This window comes from Thermococcus sibiricus MM 739, assembly GCF_000022545.1.
Classification (GTDB): Archaea; Methanobacteriota_B; Thermococci; order Thermococcales; family Thermococcaceae; genus Thermococcus_A; species Thermococcus_A sibiricus.
This window is the reverse complement of sequence record NC_012883.1, coordinates 1,503,685-1,520,810: the sequence shown is the minus strand read 5'-3', so window position 1 is coordinate 1,520,810 and position 17,126 is coordinate 1,503,685. Positions and strand designations below refer to the sequence as shown.

The following is a 17,126-nucleotide window of genomic DNA, read 5'->3' as shown; positions in this document are numbered from 1 at the left end:
AAGAATCTAGAGGTGGTTAAAAATGTTAGAGGAACCAGTTATTGCCATAAATTTTAAAACTTACATAGAAGCGACTGGAAAAAGGGCTTTAAAGATAGCTAAAGCAGCGGAAGAAGTCTACAAAGAGACTGGTGTGACTATTGTGGTTGCCCCCCAGCTGGCTGACCTTTATAGGATTGCTCAAGAGGTTGAGATTCCGGTCTTTGCCCAGCACATTGACCCAATAAAGCCCGGCAGTCATACTGGACACGTCTTGCCAGAAGCAGTTAAAGAGGCTGGAGCTGTTGGAACTCTGTTAAACCACTCAGAAAACAGAATGATTCTAGCTGATTTGGAGGCTGCAATCAGAAGAGCTGAAGAAGTTGGCTTAATGACAATGATCTGTTCAAACAATCCAAAGGTTTCAGCAGCTGTTGCTGCGTTAAGCCCTGATTATGTTGCTGTTGAACCTCCAGAGCTTATAGGAACGGGAATTCCGGTTAGCAAGGCAAAGCCTGAGGTGATTACTAATACAGTGAATCTTGTGAAAAAAATCAACCCGAAAGTAGGGGTTCTAACTGGGGCAGGAATTTCAACAGGAGAAGACGTTAAAAAAGCATTAGAACTTGGGACAGTTGGAGTCTTATTGGCTAGTGGTGTTACAAAGGCTAAAGACCCAGAAAAAGCAATAAGAGATTTGGTGTCTTTGATAATTTAGCCTTCAAGAATAATTAATTCGGCTTCAATGTCCTCAAGGGAGGCGTTCCACCCTCCTATTACGTATTTTTCTCCTTTTTCTGTTTCAACTGTTATGTTTGATACTACTTTTCCTTCGCTTTCGAAGAAAGCTACTATTTTTCCAGTTAAGTGGACGGGTCCGCCTGTCTTTACGAATTTCCCATACACTTCTATTTCATTACCTATCAAGTTATAATTCCTTATATCCTCAACAAGCGATCTAATGTGTATGTAGCTCTTTGGGAGCTTTAATTTTCCTTTTTTCTCGTAGATTAGTTTCCCGGTTGGCCATAGTGCATGGTAGAAGTATCTGTCAAGCATGAAGAGGAGGTTTTTGTCCCTTATTATTAGTGCGTACCCCCTGATTGTTTGTCCTCTTGTTTTGAAAGCTTCTGGGGGAGCGTAGATACCTAAGGCCTTGTCTTGTATGAGTATTATTGGGTCCTCAACTTCCCGCACTCTGATTTTATCGGCGACTTTTGGTACATCCTCATTTCCATACACAAAAAGATCAACCGTAATTTCTTTGTTTTTTTCTTTTAGGAGGGATACTACTTTCTCTAAAAAGTTTGAAGGGATAGCAAGAGAAAGATGGTATTTGACGTTCTTTATTGCCTCCTTTATGTAGTTTTCCAGTGTTGTTTTGCTTTTTACAACTATCACTTCCCTATTGCTTTCATGTGGAGTGTACATGGCTTTTAGTTCTCTTTTAGCCAATTCCATTTTCTTTATGTAGTTTTTCTCTATTGCTTCAAGGACTTCTTTTGGATCAAGCGGAACTATTTTCTTTGGTCTCTCGCTTGTAACTGCAACAAATCCTTTGCTCATTAAACTGCGAACAACGTCGTATATTCTGGGTTGAGGAACTTTGGAGAGGGAGGCGAGCTCGCCTGCTGTTAATGGGCCTTGCTTAATCAAAGTAAAATATGCATTAACCTCATACTTATTCAGACCCAGTTCTTTCAAGAGTGCCTTAAGCTCGCTTTCCTCCATTTTATTTCCCTCACATCATGGCTTTTTCACTGTTCTTATCAAATACGTGAATGTTATTCAAGTCGATTATGAGTACCTAAAGCTTAATAATCTTTCCAGTTTTTGAAGATTCATAAGCAGCTAGGATTATTTTTAAGTTTTTCTTGGCCATTTCTCCAGTTATCGGAGGGTCTTTGTCTTCTATTATGGAGTTCAGGAAAGAGTTTACAATTCCACTAACATCTGCTCTTTCCCAGTATATTTTTTCAGCTTTGTCTTGGTAAACCGTAAAGTCAGGGTAAGCTGTTCTGATGTCAAGAAAGCCTTCTTTTCCTAAGAGATAATATTTTATCTCTAAGCCATAGGAATATCCTTTGGGGTTCGCCCACCCAGCGTTAAGAACGGCTACAACGCCGTTTTTGAACTCTAGCACTGCAGTGCCTATATCATCTACGGGAAATCCAAATATTTTCGGGCCTATGTTCGCATAGATACTCTTCGGTTCGTCGTTTATAAGCCAAAGAAGGGAGTCTATGCCATGAGGTGCAGTATCCATGAATCCACCGCCGCCAGATTTGTTTTTATCTAAAAACCAACTCATATCCAAGCCTTCAAGGAATATTGGTGGCTTTACATACTCTGAAATTGCATATATGTACTCAAGATTTCCTATCTCACCGGAATCTATCATTGCTTTTGCTTTTTTAAGGGGTACTGTGAACCTTAGGTTAAATGGTACCATAAGCTTTACACCGGCCTTTTTTACTGCTCTAATAATTTCATCAGCATCTTCAAGTGTTAGTGCTATGGGTTTTTCAAGGAGGATGTGTTTTCCTTCCTCAGCGGCTCTTATGGCGATTTCTTTATGCCTATAAGTTTCAATAGCTATGTAAACTGCATCCACTTTTTCATCTTTCAGGAGGGACTCGTAGTTTGAGTAGAATTTTGCTTTCATTTTTTGGGCTTCGGCTATTGCAACATCAGTGTTTGCTCCGTCCCCTGAGATTGCATATAGCTTTGCTTTGGGGTTTGATGCAAAAGTTTTTCCGTATCTTAACGCATGAGGATGAGCATAGCTGATTATTCCAACGTTTATCATTCTTTCACCCCCTTAAACTCGAGAGGTTCTCCTCTCTTTGTGGACTCTATTGCCACCTCTGCCATTTGGAGTGCTATTAATGCGTCTTTTGCCGTCATTCTTGGTTCTTCTTTATTCATGATCACTCTGAAGAAATGCCTTAGTTCTGCTTCAAATGCTTCGGGAAACGCTGAGAGTAATGGAGAAAACCTTGGCATTTCGAAATGGTGCTTTACAACTCCTACTACCGGAGTATCCAAGGGAGTGTACCTGATCCTTCCATTCTTTCCTAAAATATCTAAGTGATGGTAAAAGACCCCATAGCGGGCGGGATAGGAGTACGCCCAGCTTACTTCTGCCAGTCCAGTTTTATTCTCTTCGAATTGTATCATCATCAGGAAGTGATCATGCGTATTGTTTATTTTAGCTTCTTTCCTTATGGCTTTTCCAATTCCAAGAATCTTGATGGGTTCACTTTTAAAATACCAACGGAGAAAATCTGTAACATGAACGCCTAAATCTATTGCTACCCCGCCTCCTTTATTGGGCTTCCAATACCATGCACTTTCTGAAAATGGCAATCTCTGAACCTCAGCTTTTCTTATTTGCATTGGCACTATGTTTCTCTTTTTGATAACTTCCTTTATTTGGATCCATCGTTTGTCAAATCTTCTTGTATGACCAACCAAAAGCCATAATCCTTCTTTTTCTGCAGTTTTGATCATCTTCTGAGCCTCTTCACTCGTAAGAGCTATAGGTTTTTCTACAATCACATGTTTACCGCTTTTTAAGGCCTTTATAGCCAATTCAGCGTGAGTGTACGTGGGTGTTAGAATTTCAATAACGTCCAAATCCAAATCCAAAAATTTGTCTAAGTTTGTGTAGGGTTTTGCGTTGAATTCTTTTGCGGCTTCTTTAGCTCTTTTCGCTTTTATATCCATGCAGGAGACTACTTTTACTTCTTTTATGTTCTTCAGAGCATTTTTATGGGCCAAGTTAAAAATGTTCCCGCATCCTATTATTCCAACTTTTAGTTTTCCCATATGGGTCCCCCCATTTAGATACCTACCAAAAGATATTTAAACATTTTTAATTTTAAACCACTATAGATGGTTGTATTTTGGTGATAACTATGAAAGTCATTGTGGGAATTCCAAGCTATAACAACGCTGAGACCATAGAATATGTGGTTAAACAGGCCGCAGAAGGTTTAAAAAAGTATTTTAACGGAGGTTTAATTATTAATTCTGATGGCGGCAGTAATGATGGGACTCGAGATATTGTTATGAAGACTCCAGTTCCAGATGGCGTGGAGGTAAGAAGCACGGTTTACAAGTGGCCAATCCCCGGAAAAGGAAGTGCGATGAAAGAAGTCCTCGAGATAGCAAGAGATGAAGGAGCAGATGCTGTGGTGTTTGTGGATAGTGATTTAAGGAGTATTACTCCAGAGTGGGTATATAAATTTGCCAAACCTATTGAAGAGGGCTATCATTTTGTTGCTCCTCTCTATTTGAGGCATAAATATGATGGAACAATAACAAACAACATTGCTTATCCGATGACCGCTTCCCTCTATGGATATAACGTTAGACAACCAATAGGAGGAGACTTTGGGATAAGTGCGGATTTGATTGATACGTATCTATGTAATGAAGAGGTCTGGAAAACTGATGTGGCTAGATTTGGAGTGGATATCTTTTTAACAACAACAGCAATAGCGGAAGGTTTCAAAGTGATTCAAACAGCCTTGGGAGTAAAGATACATGACCCTAAGGATCCGGCCGCCTCTTTAGGGGCCATGTTTAACCAAGTCGTTGGAACGCTTTTTATGTTAATGCAGAAGTATGAAGAAAAATGGAAAAATACCAAAACATTGAAAGAAGTCCCAGTTTTTGGTGAAATGGAAATTAGGGAGCCAGAACATGTTAGAGTGACTCTTGAATTGCTTGAGAAAAAGTCTGAAGAATTGTTTGCACAAAATAAAAAACTCCTAGAAAAGGCCCTTTCGAAAGAAACCCTTGAAAAAGTCAAAACAGCATTGAAGAGTTTTGACCTTGATGATGTTCTGTGGAGTCACATTCTCTTTGATGGAGCTATTGCTTATAAAAATGGGATCCTTAAGAATGCTGAGCCATTAATACCACTTTACTTTGCCAAAACTGCGGATTTTGTTAAGAAAACTAAGGACATGACGACAGCAGAAGCAGAAAAGCTGGTGTTAAAAAGAGCAGAGATATTCTTAGAAGAGAAGGATTATCTCCTAGAGAGATGGTAATAGGCTTTCCATTTTTTCATATAGCCTGCTTTCTTTTAGTATCTTTTCTACCTTCCATTTTGGAGTTCTCATTATACTCATTTCATAGAATCCCTCAAGGTTCCCCCAGAACTTTTTTGCTGCCATTGCTAGGTAAATGACCTCTTTCGGTTTTAACTTTCTCTTCAAATCTAAACATAGTATGTTGATGGTTCTGTCAAGTTTCTTGAAGGTTCTATCTCCTTCAAGAATCGCTAACATAAAATCTTCAACAGTCGGTTTTTGCCACTCTACACAGGGCCCAAGATCTATTTTTGTCCCGATTAAAAGGGGAATGATTTCGGTACTTCCAACTTTAAAACCTTTTTTGGAAACTTTATATCTAAAGGATGAAAGTTTGCCCTTTATTGACTGCATCACGGCCTCTTCGCTTTCATCTATGTCTATTGCAACTCCTATTTTCTGAACATAGAAATTAAAAACCTCCATAGCTCTGAGAAAGTTTTCAAGATTCCTTATTACTCCAGCGTTCCCTTCACTTGGGATTATTGCTATATATCCATCTTCGTTTTTTATCAGCTCATAGTTGTCTCTTTCAAACAGGGTTTCAATTAACTTGAGATTGGGAGGAAGATCTTTAGTTTCTTTGAATCCAAAAACTTTTTTGTAGCTTGCTTTGAAGAATTTTGAATCGGTTTTTCCTTCACAGAAGAGTACACTAACTTTTTCTGTTTCTTTTGTTTCTGTTCCTCTCAGATCAAAATCGAGATATTTTCTTAACTCGTAGGTCTCTTTAAACGTTAGTTCTTTGCCTGTGTTTGAATAAATTAAGAAATGTTCCTCCCCTTGAAATTCCTCTAATATGAGATCAATAAGCTCTAAGCTTGCAGTTACTATCATTTCATTGCCATTCAGCTTGTTAACAAATTTTTTCAGCTTTTCTTTGTTTTTTCCGTATTCCGGAAACAAGATTTTTTCAGAATTTTTCTCTTTTAATATTTCGTCGTATTTATCTCCGGTAATTATTATCATTCACTTCACCAGATCAACTGCTATTGCTCCAATAACAGCAAAAGTACTTACAATGATGGTGGCACTGATGTACTGCCCTAATGAGAAGTTTGCGATGTTATTTATGCCATAAAGATAGATCAAAAGGGTTGAGGTCATATAGGAAACGACCGTGACGGTAAGTAGTCTTTTAGGTATGCGGTGCCACTCTTCCTTTTCTATGTTTGAGAGTTTGGCCTTTGAAATAAATAGGTAAGCCATGAAAAGGGTCATTAAAAAGATGACAAGTGTTCGCCACATGTTTAACGTTTTTGCTATGTCCCATATCTCTTCGGTAAAGAGGAATGGTAGAGAAAACGTTATTGAACCAATAATTTCCTGGACCACGTCATCCCATCCAAGTTTATCGGGCTTATTTTTCCTATCCAGCTCCTCCTGTATCTCACCCATCTGTTTGGAGAGCTTTGCCACATTTTCATTTAGCTTTTTGAGTTCACTTTCCATTTTTTCACTCTCGGTTCATTTTCACGCTCAGCCAATTGGGGCCAATCATCCAGTCAGCATTGGATTCATTCATCATCGCATTATGTGGATTATTGGGAGTGATATAAAGCTTTTTATCTTTTCAGCAAAATAAAATAATGGCGAGTTTAAGTGGAGAGGGCATCTTTCCTAATGCTTGCACTCTTTTTGCAGCGGTAGTGTACACCATTAGAACAATCTTAATGAATATAGTAAACCCAATATGGGATGCCTTTATGATGCGCTTTTTTATCACGGAAGAAAGATCGACCGCTATAGCCTTAAGGAGCTTTGCTTGGACGACTACCTATGCTCTTGGACAGTTTATGGGTGGCAGGATATTTGATATTTCTTTAACTTGGCCTTTCCTCATAACCGGGGCGCTCTATGCTCTCTCTATGTTTAGCTTCTGGGTACTTTTTGCCAAAGAGGAATGAAAGAAAGAGTTATAAGCCTAGAGAAGGTGGTCTCATTAGAAATGCTAATTTTGTAAGAGGTGTGCGAGATGGTAGTTAAAGAGTGTCCTGAGTGTTATGGTACCGGGAAAATAAAAAGCGGCGAGAAAGAGTGTGAGGTTTGCAATGGATGGGGGTACGTGCCAGCAGATTTTAAGCTAGGGGATAAGCTTAAGGGTTATCGTAATCTTGATTACTTTGGAGTAGAAGAGGAAGTAGATGAGATCCCGTGTCCTGAGTGTCATGGGAGGGGTGTTGTTCCAGTCTATGATACATGCCCAACATGTGGTGGAAGCGGCAGGGTCTTAGCCTGCGATATCTGTGGAAGGATTAAGGAGTCTTGGGAGCCAGGTATGGAAACTTCTTGGGTGTGTTCGGAGTGTGAGAAGAAGTATAAGGTTGTTTATATTCTCGATAAAACCTGTGACTATGAGGATGTAGAAGTTGGGAAGGTTTACAAGGGTGCTATTGATAGAGTAGAACGCTTTGGAGTTTTTGTTAGTCTTAATCCTCATGTAACGGGTTTAATAAAGAAAAAGGATCTCCTGGGTCGGAGGGAATATAAGCCTGGAGAAGAAATTCTTGTCCAGGTCTTAGATGTGAGACCAGAAAAGAAGGAAGTAGACCTAATAGAGTCTGCTTTGAGGCATTATAAGGAAGTATTTGTGAAAAAAGAGCTTCCAGTTACAGAGATTGGTGTATTGACCAAGGAAATGGCAGGGAGAACAATTAGAATTCGAGGCAAGATCACGCAAATCCAAGTTACCGGGGGCCCAACTGTCTTTACGGTTACAGATGGCACTGGTGTAACATGGGCCGCAGCGTTTGAGGCCCCGGGAGTTAGAGCGTATCCAAATATTGAGGTTGGGGATATAGTTGAGATTATCGGCAAAGTTTCCTTCCATGCCGGTGAGATCCAAATAGAGACAAGTGACATGTCGCGCCTCTGGGGCCCAGACGCTGCAGAAGTGAAGAAAAAGATAGATGAAGAGCTTAACAAAAGGGCCCAACCAGAGGATGTGGGGTTCCTTGTCCAAAGTGAGGTTCTGGAGAAGCTCAAACCCAAGATCATGCAGGCTGCATTTATAATTAGAAAAGCCATTTTTGAGGGTAGGCCAATAATTGTAAGGCATCATGCAGACACCGATGGTTATACTGCTGGTTTAGCCCTAGAATATGCCATAGTGCCCCTTCTTGAAGAGCTATCACCTGATCCGCAGGCAAAGTGGAAGTTCTTCAAGAGAAGACCAAGTAGAGCTCCATTCTATGAACTTGAAGATGTTCTTAAGGACATTATTTTTATGTTAGAAGATCATGAAAGGTTTGGAGATCCACTTCCACTGCTTGTTATAGTGGACAATGGAGGTACAGTTGAAGATATCCCGGCCTACAAGCGTATAAGAGCTTATGGGGTTCCAATAGTTGTAGTTGATCATCACGACCCTAGGGAATTCATAAGCGAGGACAGGGCAGCTGTTGATGAATATGTTGATGTTCATGTGAACCCTCACTTAGTGAAGAGGGGTTATTATGAACTAACAGCGGGAATGCTTGCCACTGAATTAGCTCGGTTTATTCACCCACCAGTTGAGGAGAAAATCCGTCATCTTCCAGCAATAGCTGGAACTGGAGATAGGAGCAATGCTCCAGAGTTTGAGCAATATTTGAAAATTGCGAAAGAAGTAAAAGGTCTGAAAGAAGAGGATCTCAAAAAGATAGCAGAGGTTATTGACCATGAGGCCTATTACTGGAAATTTATGGATGGTCATGGCATTATAGACGAAATCCTTCTCCTTACTGGAAACCTTCAGAGACACAGAAAGATCATAGATTCTGTCTATCCGGAGGTAAAAGATAAGCAAGAAAAGGTCCTAAAAGCATCATTGCCTCACGTTAAGAGTGTTGTTCTTCCGAACGGGATACGGTTCAACACAATAGATATTGAACTCTATGCACCAAAGTTTGAGTATCCTGCTCCGGGAAAACTCAGTGGGCTAATCCATGACTATTTCAAAGAGCAGCATGGTGAGGATAACCCGATTTTAACCCTTGCATATGGGCCAGACTTTGCAGTAGTTAGAGCAAGTGATGGGATGCAGGTTTATAATTTTGATTTAAATCTCATAATAAAAGTACTTCAGGAAAAGCTCCCTGATGCTGGAGTAGAAGGTGGTGGGCACAGCTTTGCAGGTTCAATAAAGTTCTTTGAGGGCAAAAGAAAGGAAGTTCTTGAGGAATTTGCGAAACAAATAGTTAAACTGAAGAGATCTTGAGCTTAAACCTTTTATATTCTAAAGTTAACTTTTTATGGGTGGTAACCATGTACATGGCGGAATTCAAACTCAGATATGGGGAAATGAAATGGTATGTAAGGAGAATAGTTGAGGCTGATTCTTTTGAGAAGGCCAAAGAACTTGCAGAGCACTACGTTAAGGCCATAAACAAAGGGGAAGTTATATGGGAACTTAGTGACATATTCGAAGTAAATAAACCACTAACGATAACAGAAGAACTTGTGGAAAAACTTGAAAAAGCTTGATTTTAGCTTTTTATTTCATTTACGTAGTTCGTATGCATTATTTCTCTTATCTTTTCAACGTCTTTTGTGTGTCCAAGGGCCCACATTAACTTTGTGATCGTTGCTTCCTTTGTCATGTCTTTTGCGGGGATAATTCCTGTTTCTAATGCCTTTCGTCCTACTTCATATTTTCTCATGTCAACCCCATCATAGAGTGCTTGAGTTGTCATAATTACCGGGATTTTTGGTGTAATTTCCTTAATTTTGCTTAGAAGATTACTCTTTCTATATGGGAGACCACCCGCACCATAGCCTTCTAGCACTATGCCTTTATATCCAGCATCTAGGACTGCATCTATGATCTCTCCCCCTAAGCCAGGGGTAACTCTTAAAACAACAACCCTTGGTTCATACTTTGTATCTAGCTCAGGGCTACCATTTGGTTGGAATTTTTCTTTGGGGATATTGTATAAGATCTTTTCTCCTTTTACATAAGCCACATCAGGGTAATTTATGCTCATAAATGCATTTAGGCCGAGGGTTCTAACCTTAGATGTCCTACAACCCAGCATTATTTTATCCATGAAAGCTACAAAAACACCTGCGACATCTTCCATTGCAAATTTTATTGCAGTTCTGATGTTTCTGGGGGCATCACTTCCATTTTCTGTTATTGGCAACATAGAGCCAGTGAGTACAATTGGTTTGTTGGGGTTTTTTATCATGAAACTTAACATTGAAGCGGTGTAGGCCAAAGTGTCTGTTCCATGGGTTATTATAATGCCATCATAATCATCAAGAGCCTTGAAAACCTCTTTAGCTATAATTTCCCAGTCTTCAGGGTGTATCAGAGTGCTGTCTATGTTCATAATATTGGTGCTATCGATTTTATATCCATTTTCTAGTTTTATTTTGGCTAGTTTAAGTATTTCATCTATTTTGAGGACACTTTTGTATCCTTGTTCTGTTTTAGCGCTTGCAATCGTTCCACCGGTACCGATGATTAAGAGTTTTTTCATTGTTTGACCTCCTCTCTTTGTTGACGTATTTCCTTTTTAGTCTTTCTGACAATATTTTCATTAGACCCGACTAAGTTTTTGTAGTCTGTTTTATAAAACCCACGAAAATAATGAAAAAATGACGAAATTAATCTTTCACCAGAAGTGCCATCAAAAACATCGTAATGAGATTGATAACCGCTGCATAGAGGAATCCAATCTTAAGGGAGTATTCCTGCCAGAGGTAGCCTACTATTATTGATGCGGGGAACACAAATATGCCAAAAACTGTATGATATGCACCAATGATTGTGCCCTTTTCGAATTCTTTTGCGAGGTCTGCCATATAGGCCCTAGGGATTGTGTCCTCAATAGCTATGTAGATTCCATAGAAAACAAATGCCATTAAGAGCATTGGTAAAGTTTTTGAGTATGCGAATAGGAGGGAGGCTAAAGCTGCTATACCAAAACCAATAGTTATGATGCCTTTTTTACTGACCTTATCTGAGTAGTATCCTATAGGATATGCTGAGAAAGCATAAATTGCATTAAAAATTGCATAAAAGCCAAGGCCCTGAACAACAGAATAACCAAGCTCTTTGGCCTTCCAGAGTGTGAATGCATAACTATATCTTCCAAGAGCAGCTAGAGCAACTATAACCAGGAATAACCTTAGATTTCTACTTTTTAGTGCAGAGATTCCTTTTATCTTCTTTTTGACTTCTTCACCTTTATCCCTAACTAGGAATACAACCACCAAAATACCTAAAGTACCGGGAATAGCTGAAAGCAGAAATATGTACCTATATGCTACTTTTATGGGATAGTTCTTTAGGAGGGCAAGCAGACCTATTGCGACTAATGGCCCGGCCACAGCTCCGAGAGTGTCCATCATTCTATGAAATCCAAATGATTTGCCACTTTTTCCTTTTTCACTCGATTCTGCTATTAGAGCATCTCGAGGGGCCGTTCTTACTCCTTTTCCAATTCTGTCTAAAACTCTTAAGGTAAGAAAATCCCACCATGAGTGCGTGAATGCTAAGGCTCCCTTTGAAATTGTTGAGAGCAGATATCCAAGGGTCACAAATACTTTTCTTTTTCTAAAGACGTCGCTTACATAGCCAAATAAAACCTTGAAAAGAGAACTCAAACTTTCTATAAGGCCCATTATTGACCCGCTTATGACTTTTCCAATTCCAAGGACGTCCGTTAGGTAGGTGGGCACTATCGGTGCTATCATTTCACTGCTCATATCATTGAGAAAGCTGACAAGGCCGAGAAGGAAAACGTTCCAACTTATCCCTAAGATCCTTTTCTCTTCTTTACTCATTTTGTATCACCTAAGATTTCCATACAAAGCTCTTTGACCTTTTTCTTACTCTCTTCAAGCACTTTGATGCCTTCTTGGGTTATTTGATAGGTTCGTATTCTTCTTCCGTCCTTAATCTTCCATGTGCTTTTTAAGAGGCCTAATTTTTCCATATTCTGAAGAAGAGGGTATATTGTTCCGGGGCTCACTTTGTAACCATGATTTTCTAGCTCTTTCATCATGAAAGTTCCTGTAATCGCTTCTTTACTCGCATGATGAAGTATGTGTAGCCCCATAAATCCAAGGATGATCCGGCGCATCATATCAAATCCCGATATCAGATTTCGAAACTAAAGTATAAAAGCTTTTTGGATTAAATAAAGAAAAAATCACTCTAAAACATGCTTCTCTAATACATAACAGTAGAAATTGCCCTCAAGGACTTTTTCGTCTTTTTGATTGAAAATCTCAACGAAGACAACTTTTTTTCTTCCTTGATCTTCAACAATTTCTGCTTTAGCTAAGAGTTCGTCTCTGACTTTTACAGGTTTTGTGAATTTAACTTCTGCTTTTCCCAGCACTACGGTGGGTTCATTAACTGCGAGCATTGCCGCATAATCGGCTAAACCAAAAGTAAAGCCACCGTGAACTAAGCCATATTCATCAACCTTCATCTCTTCCCTGGTTTTAAGTTTCACTTCTGCATAGCCATCTTCAATTTTTATAGGTTCCCCTACAAGCTCCTTGGAAGTTAACAAGTGGGTTCTCTGCTTCATACTAATCACCAATGGACATTTGGTTTCCTTGAATTATAAACCTTTACACTGTTGAAAAACTTTTTAAATTTTGAATACTCCTATTACTGGGGTGGAAAATAATGGTGTATCTTGAGCATGGACCGGAATATGGTGCTTATCTTCTCATAATGGCTTTTTATTATGTTGGCGGGCTTGCGATAATACTTTACGGAGCATATCTTAATAGGAACTATCTATTAAAAAAAGAATTCAAGATTGCTGAAATAAAAGGCGGTATTTGGCCGTTTTTTAAAAAATTTCTTCCATGGCTTTTGATAGGCCTTTTAGTTTGGTCAATTTCCGTATTCAAGGCAACGGATTATTACCTATCCCTTTACTCTTTTACAATGAGTGGGAGTCATTTAAATATTGATGGTGTTTTGGAGGATATGAAGAGTGATGAATTCTACAGGTTTGACGTTGAAGGTATTAAAAAACTTGGAACACCTTCAATAGGATTCTTGAAGGGTTATAAGCTTCTAGATTCAAAAAGAGAGGGTCCCATAGTTAGAAGGGTTGATCAGGTGGTAATAGCTCAAGGATATCCGTTTTTACCAGTTGTGAAGCTGTACATATATGAGGTAGATGAAAAATCGGTAAAAGCCCTTAGAACAGCCTATCTTGTATATCCCCAATCCCCTGGAGGAAGGCTCTCAGACCTCTTTGACTTTCCATTTGAGATGTTCTTCTGGGGTGGAGGAGGAGTAGGAGGTTAATCTGGCAAAACTTTTTATTTTTTGAGTTCCTATTTATTCTTGGTGGAATTCGTGGAGGCCTTAAGGCATGCTATTCTTTACAAAGGGTCAAATGAATTTTCTAAACCAGAATTAATCGGGACTATTGTTCTTAGATTAGGTCTTATGAATTATATGGAAGCCAAAAACTTGATAGAGGAGGCAATAAAAAGGGGTATAATTGAACAAAAAGGAGATAGACTTATTATTAGGGAGGAAATGCTCAAGAAAGAGGAACAGCAAGAGGATCTTTTTGGTGAGATGATAAATTATATCGCTAAACAACTTGGATGGAGTCACTTTGAGGTCTTGGAAGAGCTAAATAAGTTCTCTGAAAGATATGGAGAGCTGGATAAGAAAGTTATTGCGTATTTGTACGGTCTTGATAAAGGAATTGATATGTCAAAGTTTAAGGACAAGCTGGAGGTGTAAATGATGGAGGCTTTGGTAATAGTTGATATGCAGAGAGATTTCATGCCGGGGGGAGCTCTTCCGGTACCTGAAGGAGACAAAATAATCCCAACGATTGAGGAGCTAATTAAACAGTTCAAAAGAAAGGATGCATTGATAGTTGCTACTAGGGACTGGCATCCTCATAACCATATAAGCTTCAGAGAAAGAGGAGGTCCATGGCCAAAACACTGTGTTCAAAACACTAATGGAGCGGAAATTGTTGTAAAACTGCCTGATGATGTAATAATAATCTCAAAAGCTGATGAACCAGATAAGGAAGCATACTCTGGATTTGAAGGAACAAACTTAGCAGAGATACTAAAAGAAAAAGGAGTTAAGAAAGTTTATATCTGCGGGGTTGCAACAGAGTACTGTGTTAGGGCCACAGCCCTAGATGCCCTCAAGCATGATTTTGAGGTTTACCTCGTCAAAAATGCAGTTAAAGGAATAAGACCAGAAGATGAAGAAAAGGTCCTAAGAGAACTAAAGGAGAAAGGAGTAGAGATTGTCAGCTCTACTGAGCTTTAATTCTTTTCCACTCTTTTAATAAAGCGGATACAAGATTAAGTATTATTGGGCCGATTATAAGGCCTTTAACTCCAAATGCCCATACTCCACCTATCATACCAATGAGAACCATTATCTCATCCAGCTTGGCTTCTTTTGCAACAAGCTTAGGCCTAATTGTAAAATCCGGTAGTGGGGATACTAACACTGCCCCGTAAATAGAGATTGCAATGGCTTTTAGCACATCTCCCTGTTTTAGGAGAAATATTGCTGCAACGACCCATATCATCCAGCCCTCAAAGAGTGGAATAAAGCTGAAGAGCATCGTTAAAAGGCCAGCTAATAGGGCAGTGGGGATGTCTGTGATGCCAAATCCCCAGAATCCGAGCGTCATTAAGGCCCCTTTAGCAATGTTGAGGAGAAGCCATGCTCTAATTAATGCCTGCAATGTCACATCGGCCCTCTTTAAGAGCTTTTCACCTAAATCCTCATGCCCTCTAGGTATTAGGAGATATATCTGCTTCTTTATTCTATCAGAGTTTACAAGGAATGTATAGAACATTGCAAGAAAGATGACCAACTGAAGAAGATATTTTGGGATTGAAAATGCATAACTCTGCACGTATTCAGCTAATTTTGGAGTTGACTGGGAGTACAACTTTTGAAGGACATCATGAATTCCAAAGGGCAGCTCAATTGTTAAGCTCCAATAGATGAAATTCATTATATCTTCGTAAAATGAAGCTATTAGGTTCTTTATGATCAGTACAAGTTCTACCGTGAAAATACTTGAGAGTCCGATTAATAAGAGGGTGAGAATCAATGCGGATTTTTTGTTGTCTATTCTCGTTGTCAGGCGTTTATGAAGCGGTAAAACTGCATAGGCTAGAATAGCGGCGAAGAATATCGCTGACAAGAGAGGGGCTATTGTTTTCCATGCAAGATAAGCGATTATAAGGGTGACAGTTCCCCATACGATTTCTTCCGCTTTCATGAGTTCCCCATTATTTGTGATAACTTTGGTGATATATTAATCTTTTTTTTCAATTCCAAGTCTTTTATAAACTTCCCTTTCAATTTCTTCTGAGATTTCTGGTTTGCTAACCTTTTTTAGGGCCTTTTCTGTGTTGATCAGTCTGTATCTCACCAGAGCTGCTATTCTTCTAATCTCAAAGCTGTAGCCGTGCTTTTCATAATACTGTCTAAGTGCAGGCCCTATGATGAGGCAGTTTGTAGTGTAGCCAGGGAGATCTGGGAATTTAAAGGGAAGCTTTTCAAGAATTTTAAAGCGTTCCTTCTCACTCATAAGGCTTAAAAGTCTTATCTGGATTATCCCACCTCTAATAATCTTGTATGGGCGATGGCCAAAAGGTAACTCGTGGCCCGTTATTATGAATTTTACTCCTTTTTTCAATGCATACTCTTTGAGTCCCCCCATGGTTCTAGAAGAGCACTTTTTACAGGGAGATTTTACCTTAAGGAGAGCTCCCCTGAAGATATTGGAGTAGTCGTAGCGAAGAACCGTTAAGGGAACATCCAGATGTTCGGTTATTCTCTTTGCGTTCTCTATAGCCTCTTTAGCCATGAAGCCGTGGTCGATCATTACAGCCTCTACATCTACTTTATACTTCTCCTTCGCGAGATAAAGCGCCACTGTACTGTCCTTTCCTCCTGAAAAAGCTGCTATGGCTTTATCCACTTTGCTCATTAACTCTTCAAGCTCGGCTTTTATTTTTTCTTTGTTGGGTTTATGGGCTAGGTAATTCATACACTCTTTGCACAATGGACGCCCATCAACGATTTTGATTTTTGCAGTCTTTTCATCGTTTATGCAGAGAGAACATTTAAGCATCTTCACTCACTATTTTTGATCTTGTGGTGAATTCTCTTCGAGCTCAATTTTCTTTCTCTTCACTATTGGTGCCACGTCTCTCCCTATGCGCTTTGCACTGAAAAGTGTTAATGCGTCTAAGTTTCTATATATTGCTAGCTGGCAGCCGCTTATCCTAACGTCTATGTACTTTTTAGCTTCCATCGCCGCTTTTAGGTATTCTCTTATGCTCTCAGCCCTCTCAAAATCCAAACCTGCTTTCTTCAGTCGTTCTTCATTAAGCTTATGAATTGTTAATGGTTGAAGCATCATCTCATCCACCTCAAGAGAAGCGGCTAACTCTGCTATCTTTGGTATGTCATCGTCATTTATGCCGGGCATGAAGATAGTTCTCACTACAGAGCGCACCGATTTGTCTATCCCAACTATTTTGAGGGCATTTACAACATTATCAAAAGTGTTGGCGTTGGTTATCATCTTGTGCTTCTCTCTGCTCGCTGCGTCGAGACTTATCATCACGAGATCAAAATCAAGCTTCTGCCATAACTCTTTCGTTAAAAGGGAGCCGTTTGTTTGTAAGTCTAGCCTCGCATCCGGAAATCTCTCGCGGAGCATTTTATTGGCCTCCACTATTTTTGGACTTATGAGGGGCTCGCCGTATTGAGAGACGGTAATCGCATAAGGGTTTTCCCATCCGTAGTAGCCCGGCTGTGGGGCCTTTTTGAGTTTTAAAGCAACTTTTGAGTAGCAGAATATACAGTCGTGGTTACATGATGGTGTGAGCTCATAAGAAGGATGGTGTACGGGATTCTCTATGCTTAAATCTAGGCCTTGGCATCCTTGGCAGTGAGTCGGAGGCATTAGATCATCAATAAACTTCTTTAACAATCTAGCCTCTTTATTTTCTAGGATTTTTGGCTCCACACCCATTTTTCTCGCAAATTCTTCCCAGTTGTATTTCATTTTCTCA

20 protein-coding genes are annotated in these 17,126 nt (G+C 39.5%); 8 read left to right on the top strand and 12 right to left on the bottom strand.

Features of this window, described 5'->3' with window-relative positions; genetic code table 11:
* Window positions 1–22 precede the first annotated feature (22 nt).
* A complete protein-coding gene (gene tpiA, locus TSIB_RS08215; protein WP_015849952.1) occupies window positions 23–697 on the top strand; it encodes a triose-phosphate isomerase in 675 nt (224 codons plus the stop codon).
* Here tpiA and TSIB_RS08210 read toward each other — a convergent pair.
* The 3 genes from TSIB_RS08210 to TSIB_RS08200 all read right to left on the bottom strand — a co-directional run bounded on the left by TSIB_RS08210 (window position 694) and on the right by TSIB_RS08200 (window position 3,810).
* Window positions 694–1,710, bottom strand: a complete 1,017-nt coding sequence (locus tag TSIB_RS08210) for a TrmB family transcriptional regulator (RefSeq protein ID WP_015849951.1) — start codon at window positions 1,708–1,710, stop codon at window positions 694–696. The two genes, tpiA and TSIB_RS08210, sit on opposite strands and share 4 nt — an antisense overlap.
* Window positions 1,711–1,786: 76 nt before the next feature.
* Window positions 1,787–2,788, bottom strand: a complete 1,002-nt coding sequence (locus tag TSIB_RS08205) for a Gfo/Idh/MocA family protein (RefSeq protein ID WP_015849950.1) — start codon at window positions 2,786–2,788, stop codon at window positions 1,787–1,789.
* Entirely contained in the window at window positions 2,785–3,810 is a 1,026-nt protein-coding gene (locus tag TSIB_RS08200) for a Gfo/Idh/MocA family protein (RefSeq protein WP_015849949.1), read from the bottom strand. The genes TSIB_RS08205 and TSIB_RS08200 overlap by 4 nt, the downstream gene beginning before the upstream one ends.
* An 89-nt stretch (window positions 3,811–3,899) precedes the next feature.
* Here TSIB_RS08200 and TSIB_RS08195 point away from each other — a divergent pair, with 89 nt between their 5' ends.
* Window positions 3,900–5,042 carry a glycosyltransferase gene (locus TSIB_RS08195; protein ID WP_048160540.1) on the top strand — a complete coding sequence of 381 codons (1,143 nt, stop codon included), beginning with the start codon at window positions 3,900–3,902 and terminating at the stop codon, window positions 5,040–5,042.
* Here the strand turns inward: TSIB_RS08195 and TSIB_RS08190 are convergent.
* Complete coding sequence (locus tag TSIB_RS08190) at window positions 5,028–6,053, bottom strand: DUF3226 domain-containing protein (protein WP_015849947.1); 1,026 nt, start codon at window positions 6,051–6,053, stop codon at window positions 5,028–5,030. The genes TSIB_RS08195 and TSIB_RS08190 overlap by 15 nt on opposite strands.
* Window positions 6,054–6,536: a DUF2391 family protein gene (locus TSIB_RS08185; protein ID WP_015849946.1), complete on the bottom strand. Its 483-nt coding sequence runs from the start codon at window positions 6,534–6,536 to the stop codon at window positions 6,054–6,056.
* Window positions 6,537–6,673: 137 nt separating this feature from the next.
* Here TSIB_RS08185 and TSIB_RS08180 point away from each other — a divergent pair, with 137 nt between their 5' ends.
* The 3 genes from TSIB_RS08180 (at window position 6,674) to TSIB_RS08170 (ending at window position 9,548) form a co-directional block, all read left to right on the top strand.
* Complete coding sequence (locus TSIB_RS08180; protein WP_052293234.1) at window positions 6,674–6,991, top strand: hypothetical protein; 318 nt, start codon at window positions 6,674–6,676, stop codon at window positions 6,989–6,991.
* Between the two features lie 68 nt (window positions 6,992–7,059).
* Window positions 7,060–9,282, top strand: coding sequence for a DHH family phosphoesterase (locus TSIB_RS08175; RefSeq protein ID WP_015849945.1), 2,223 nt, complete (start codon window positions 7,060–7,062; stop codon window positions 9,280–9,282).
* A 47-nt stretch (window positions 9,283–9,329) separates the two neighbouring features.
* Entirely contained in the window at window positions 9,330–9,548 is a 219-nt protein-coding gene (locus TSIB_RS08170) for a hypothetical protein (RefSeq protein WP_048160539.1), read from the top strand.
* A 2-nt stretch (window positions 9,549–9,550) separates the two neighbouring features.
* Here the strand turns inward: TSIB_RS08170 and TSIB_RS08165 are convergent, their stop codons facing one another.
* The 4 genes from TSIB_RS08165 to TSIB_RS08150 form a co-directional block, all read right to left on the bottom strand.
* Entirely contained in the window at window positions 9,551–10,546 is a 996-nt protein-coding gene (locus TSIB_RS08165) for an asparaginase (RefSeq protein WP_015849943.1), read from the bottom strand.
* A 127-nt stretch (window positions 10,547–10,673) separates the two neighbouring features.
* Complete coding sequence (locus tag TSIB_RS08160) at window positions 10,674–11,855, bottom strand: MFS transporter (RefSeq protein ID WP_015849942.1); 1,182 nt, start codon at window positions 11,853–11,855, stop codon at window positions 10,674–10,676.
* Window positions 11,852–12,157, bottom strand: a complete 306-nt coding sequence (locus tag TSIB_RS08155; protein ID WP_015849941.1) for a PadR family transcriptional regulator — start codon at window positions 12,155–12,157, stop codon at window positions 11,852–11,854. Before TSIB_RS08155 ends, TSIB_RS08160 begins: the two co-directional genes overlap by 4 nt.
* Before the next feature lie 66 nt (window positions 12,158–12,223).
* Window positions 12,224–12,610 carry a PaaI family thioesterase gene (locus TSIB_RS08150; protein ID WP_015849940.1) on the bottom strand — a complete coding sequence of 129 codons (387 nt, stop codon included), beginning with the start codon at window positions 12,608–12,610 and terminating at the stop codon, window positions 12,224–12,226.
* A gap of 101 nt (window positions 12,611–12,711) precedes the next feature.
* Between TSIB_RS08150 and TSIB_RS08145 the strand changes: the two genes are divergently transcribed.
* The 3 genes from TSIB_RS08145 to TSIB_RS08135 are packed head-to-tail and all read left to right on the top strand — an operon-like array spanning window position 12,712 to window position 14,346.
* Window positions 12,712–13,347, top strand: a complete 636-nt coding sequence (locus TSIB_RS08145) for a hypothetical protein (RefSeq protein WP_015849939.1) — start codon at window positions 12,712–12,714, stop codon at window positions 13,345–13,347.
* 42 nt (window positions 13,348–13,389) lie between these two features.
* A complete protein-coding gene (locus TSIB_RS08140; protein WP_015849938.1) occupies window positions 13,390–13,797 on the top strand; it encodes a DUF2240 family protein in 408 nt (135 codons plus the stop codon).
* A gap of 3 nt (window positions 13,798–13,800) precedes the next feature.
* Window positions 13,801–14,346: a nicotinamidase gene (locus TSIB_RS08135; protein ID WP_015849937.1), complete on the top strand. Its 546-nt coding sequence runs from the start codon at window positions 13,801–13,803 to the stop codon at window positions 14,344–14,346.
* Here TSIB_RS08135 and TSIB_RS08130 read toward each other — a convergent pair.
* Genes TSIB_RS08130 through TSIB_RS08120 form a run of 3 tightly spaced genes read right to left on the bottom strand, consistent with a single transcriptional unit; the run spans window position 14,333 to window position 17,119 of the window.
* On the bottom strand, window positions 14,333–15,319 hold the full coding sequence (locus TSIB_RS08130) for an AI-2E family transporter (protein ID WP_015849936.1): 987 nt from the start codon (window positions 15,317–15,319) through the stop codon (window positions 14,333–14,335). The two genes, TSIB_RS08135 and TSIB_RS08130, sit on opposite strands and share 14 nt — an antisense overlap.
* A gap of 36 nt (window positions 15,320–15,355) precedes the next feature.
* The gene (locus TSIB_RS08125) at window positions 15,356–16,177 is read right to left on the bottom strand and encodes a 7-cyano-7-deazaguanine synthase (RefSeq protein WP_048160537.1); all 822 of its coding nucleotides are present in this window, start codon (window positions 16,175–16,177) and stop codon (window positions 15,356–15,358) included.
* 9 nt (window positions 16,178–16,186) lie between these two features.
* Window positions 16,187–17,119: a radical SAM protein gene (locus TSIB_RS08120; RefSeq protein ID WP_015849934.1), complete on the bottom strand. Its 933-nt coding sequence runs from the start codon at window positions 17,117–17,119 to the stop codon at window positions 16,187–16,189.
* Between the last annotated feature and the right edge of the window lie 7 nt (window positions 17,120–17,126).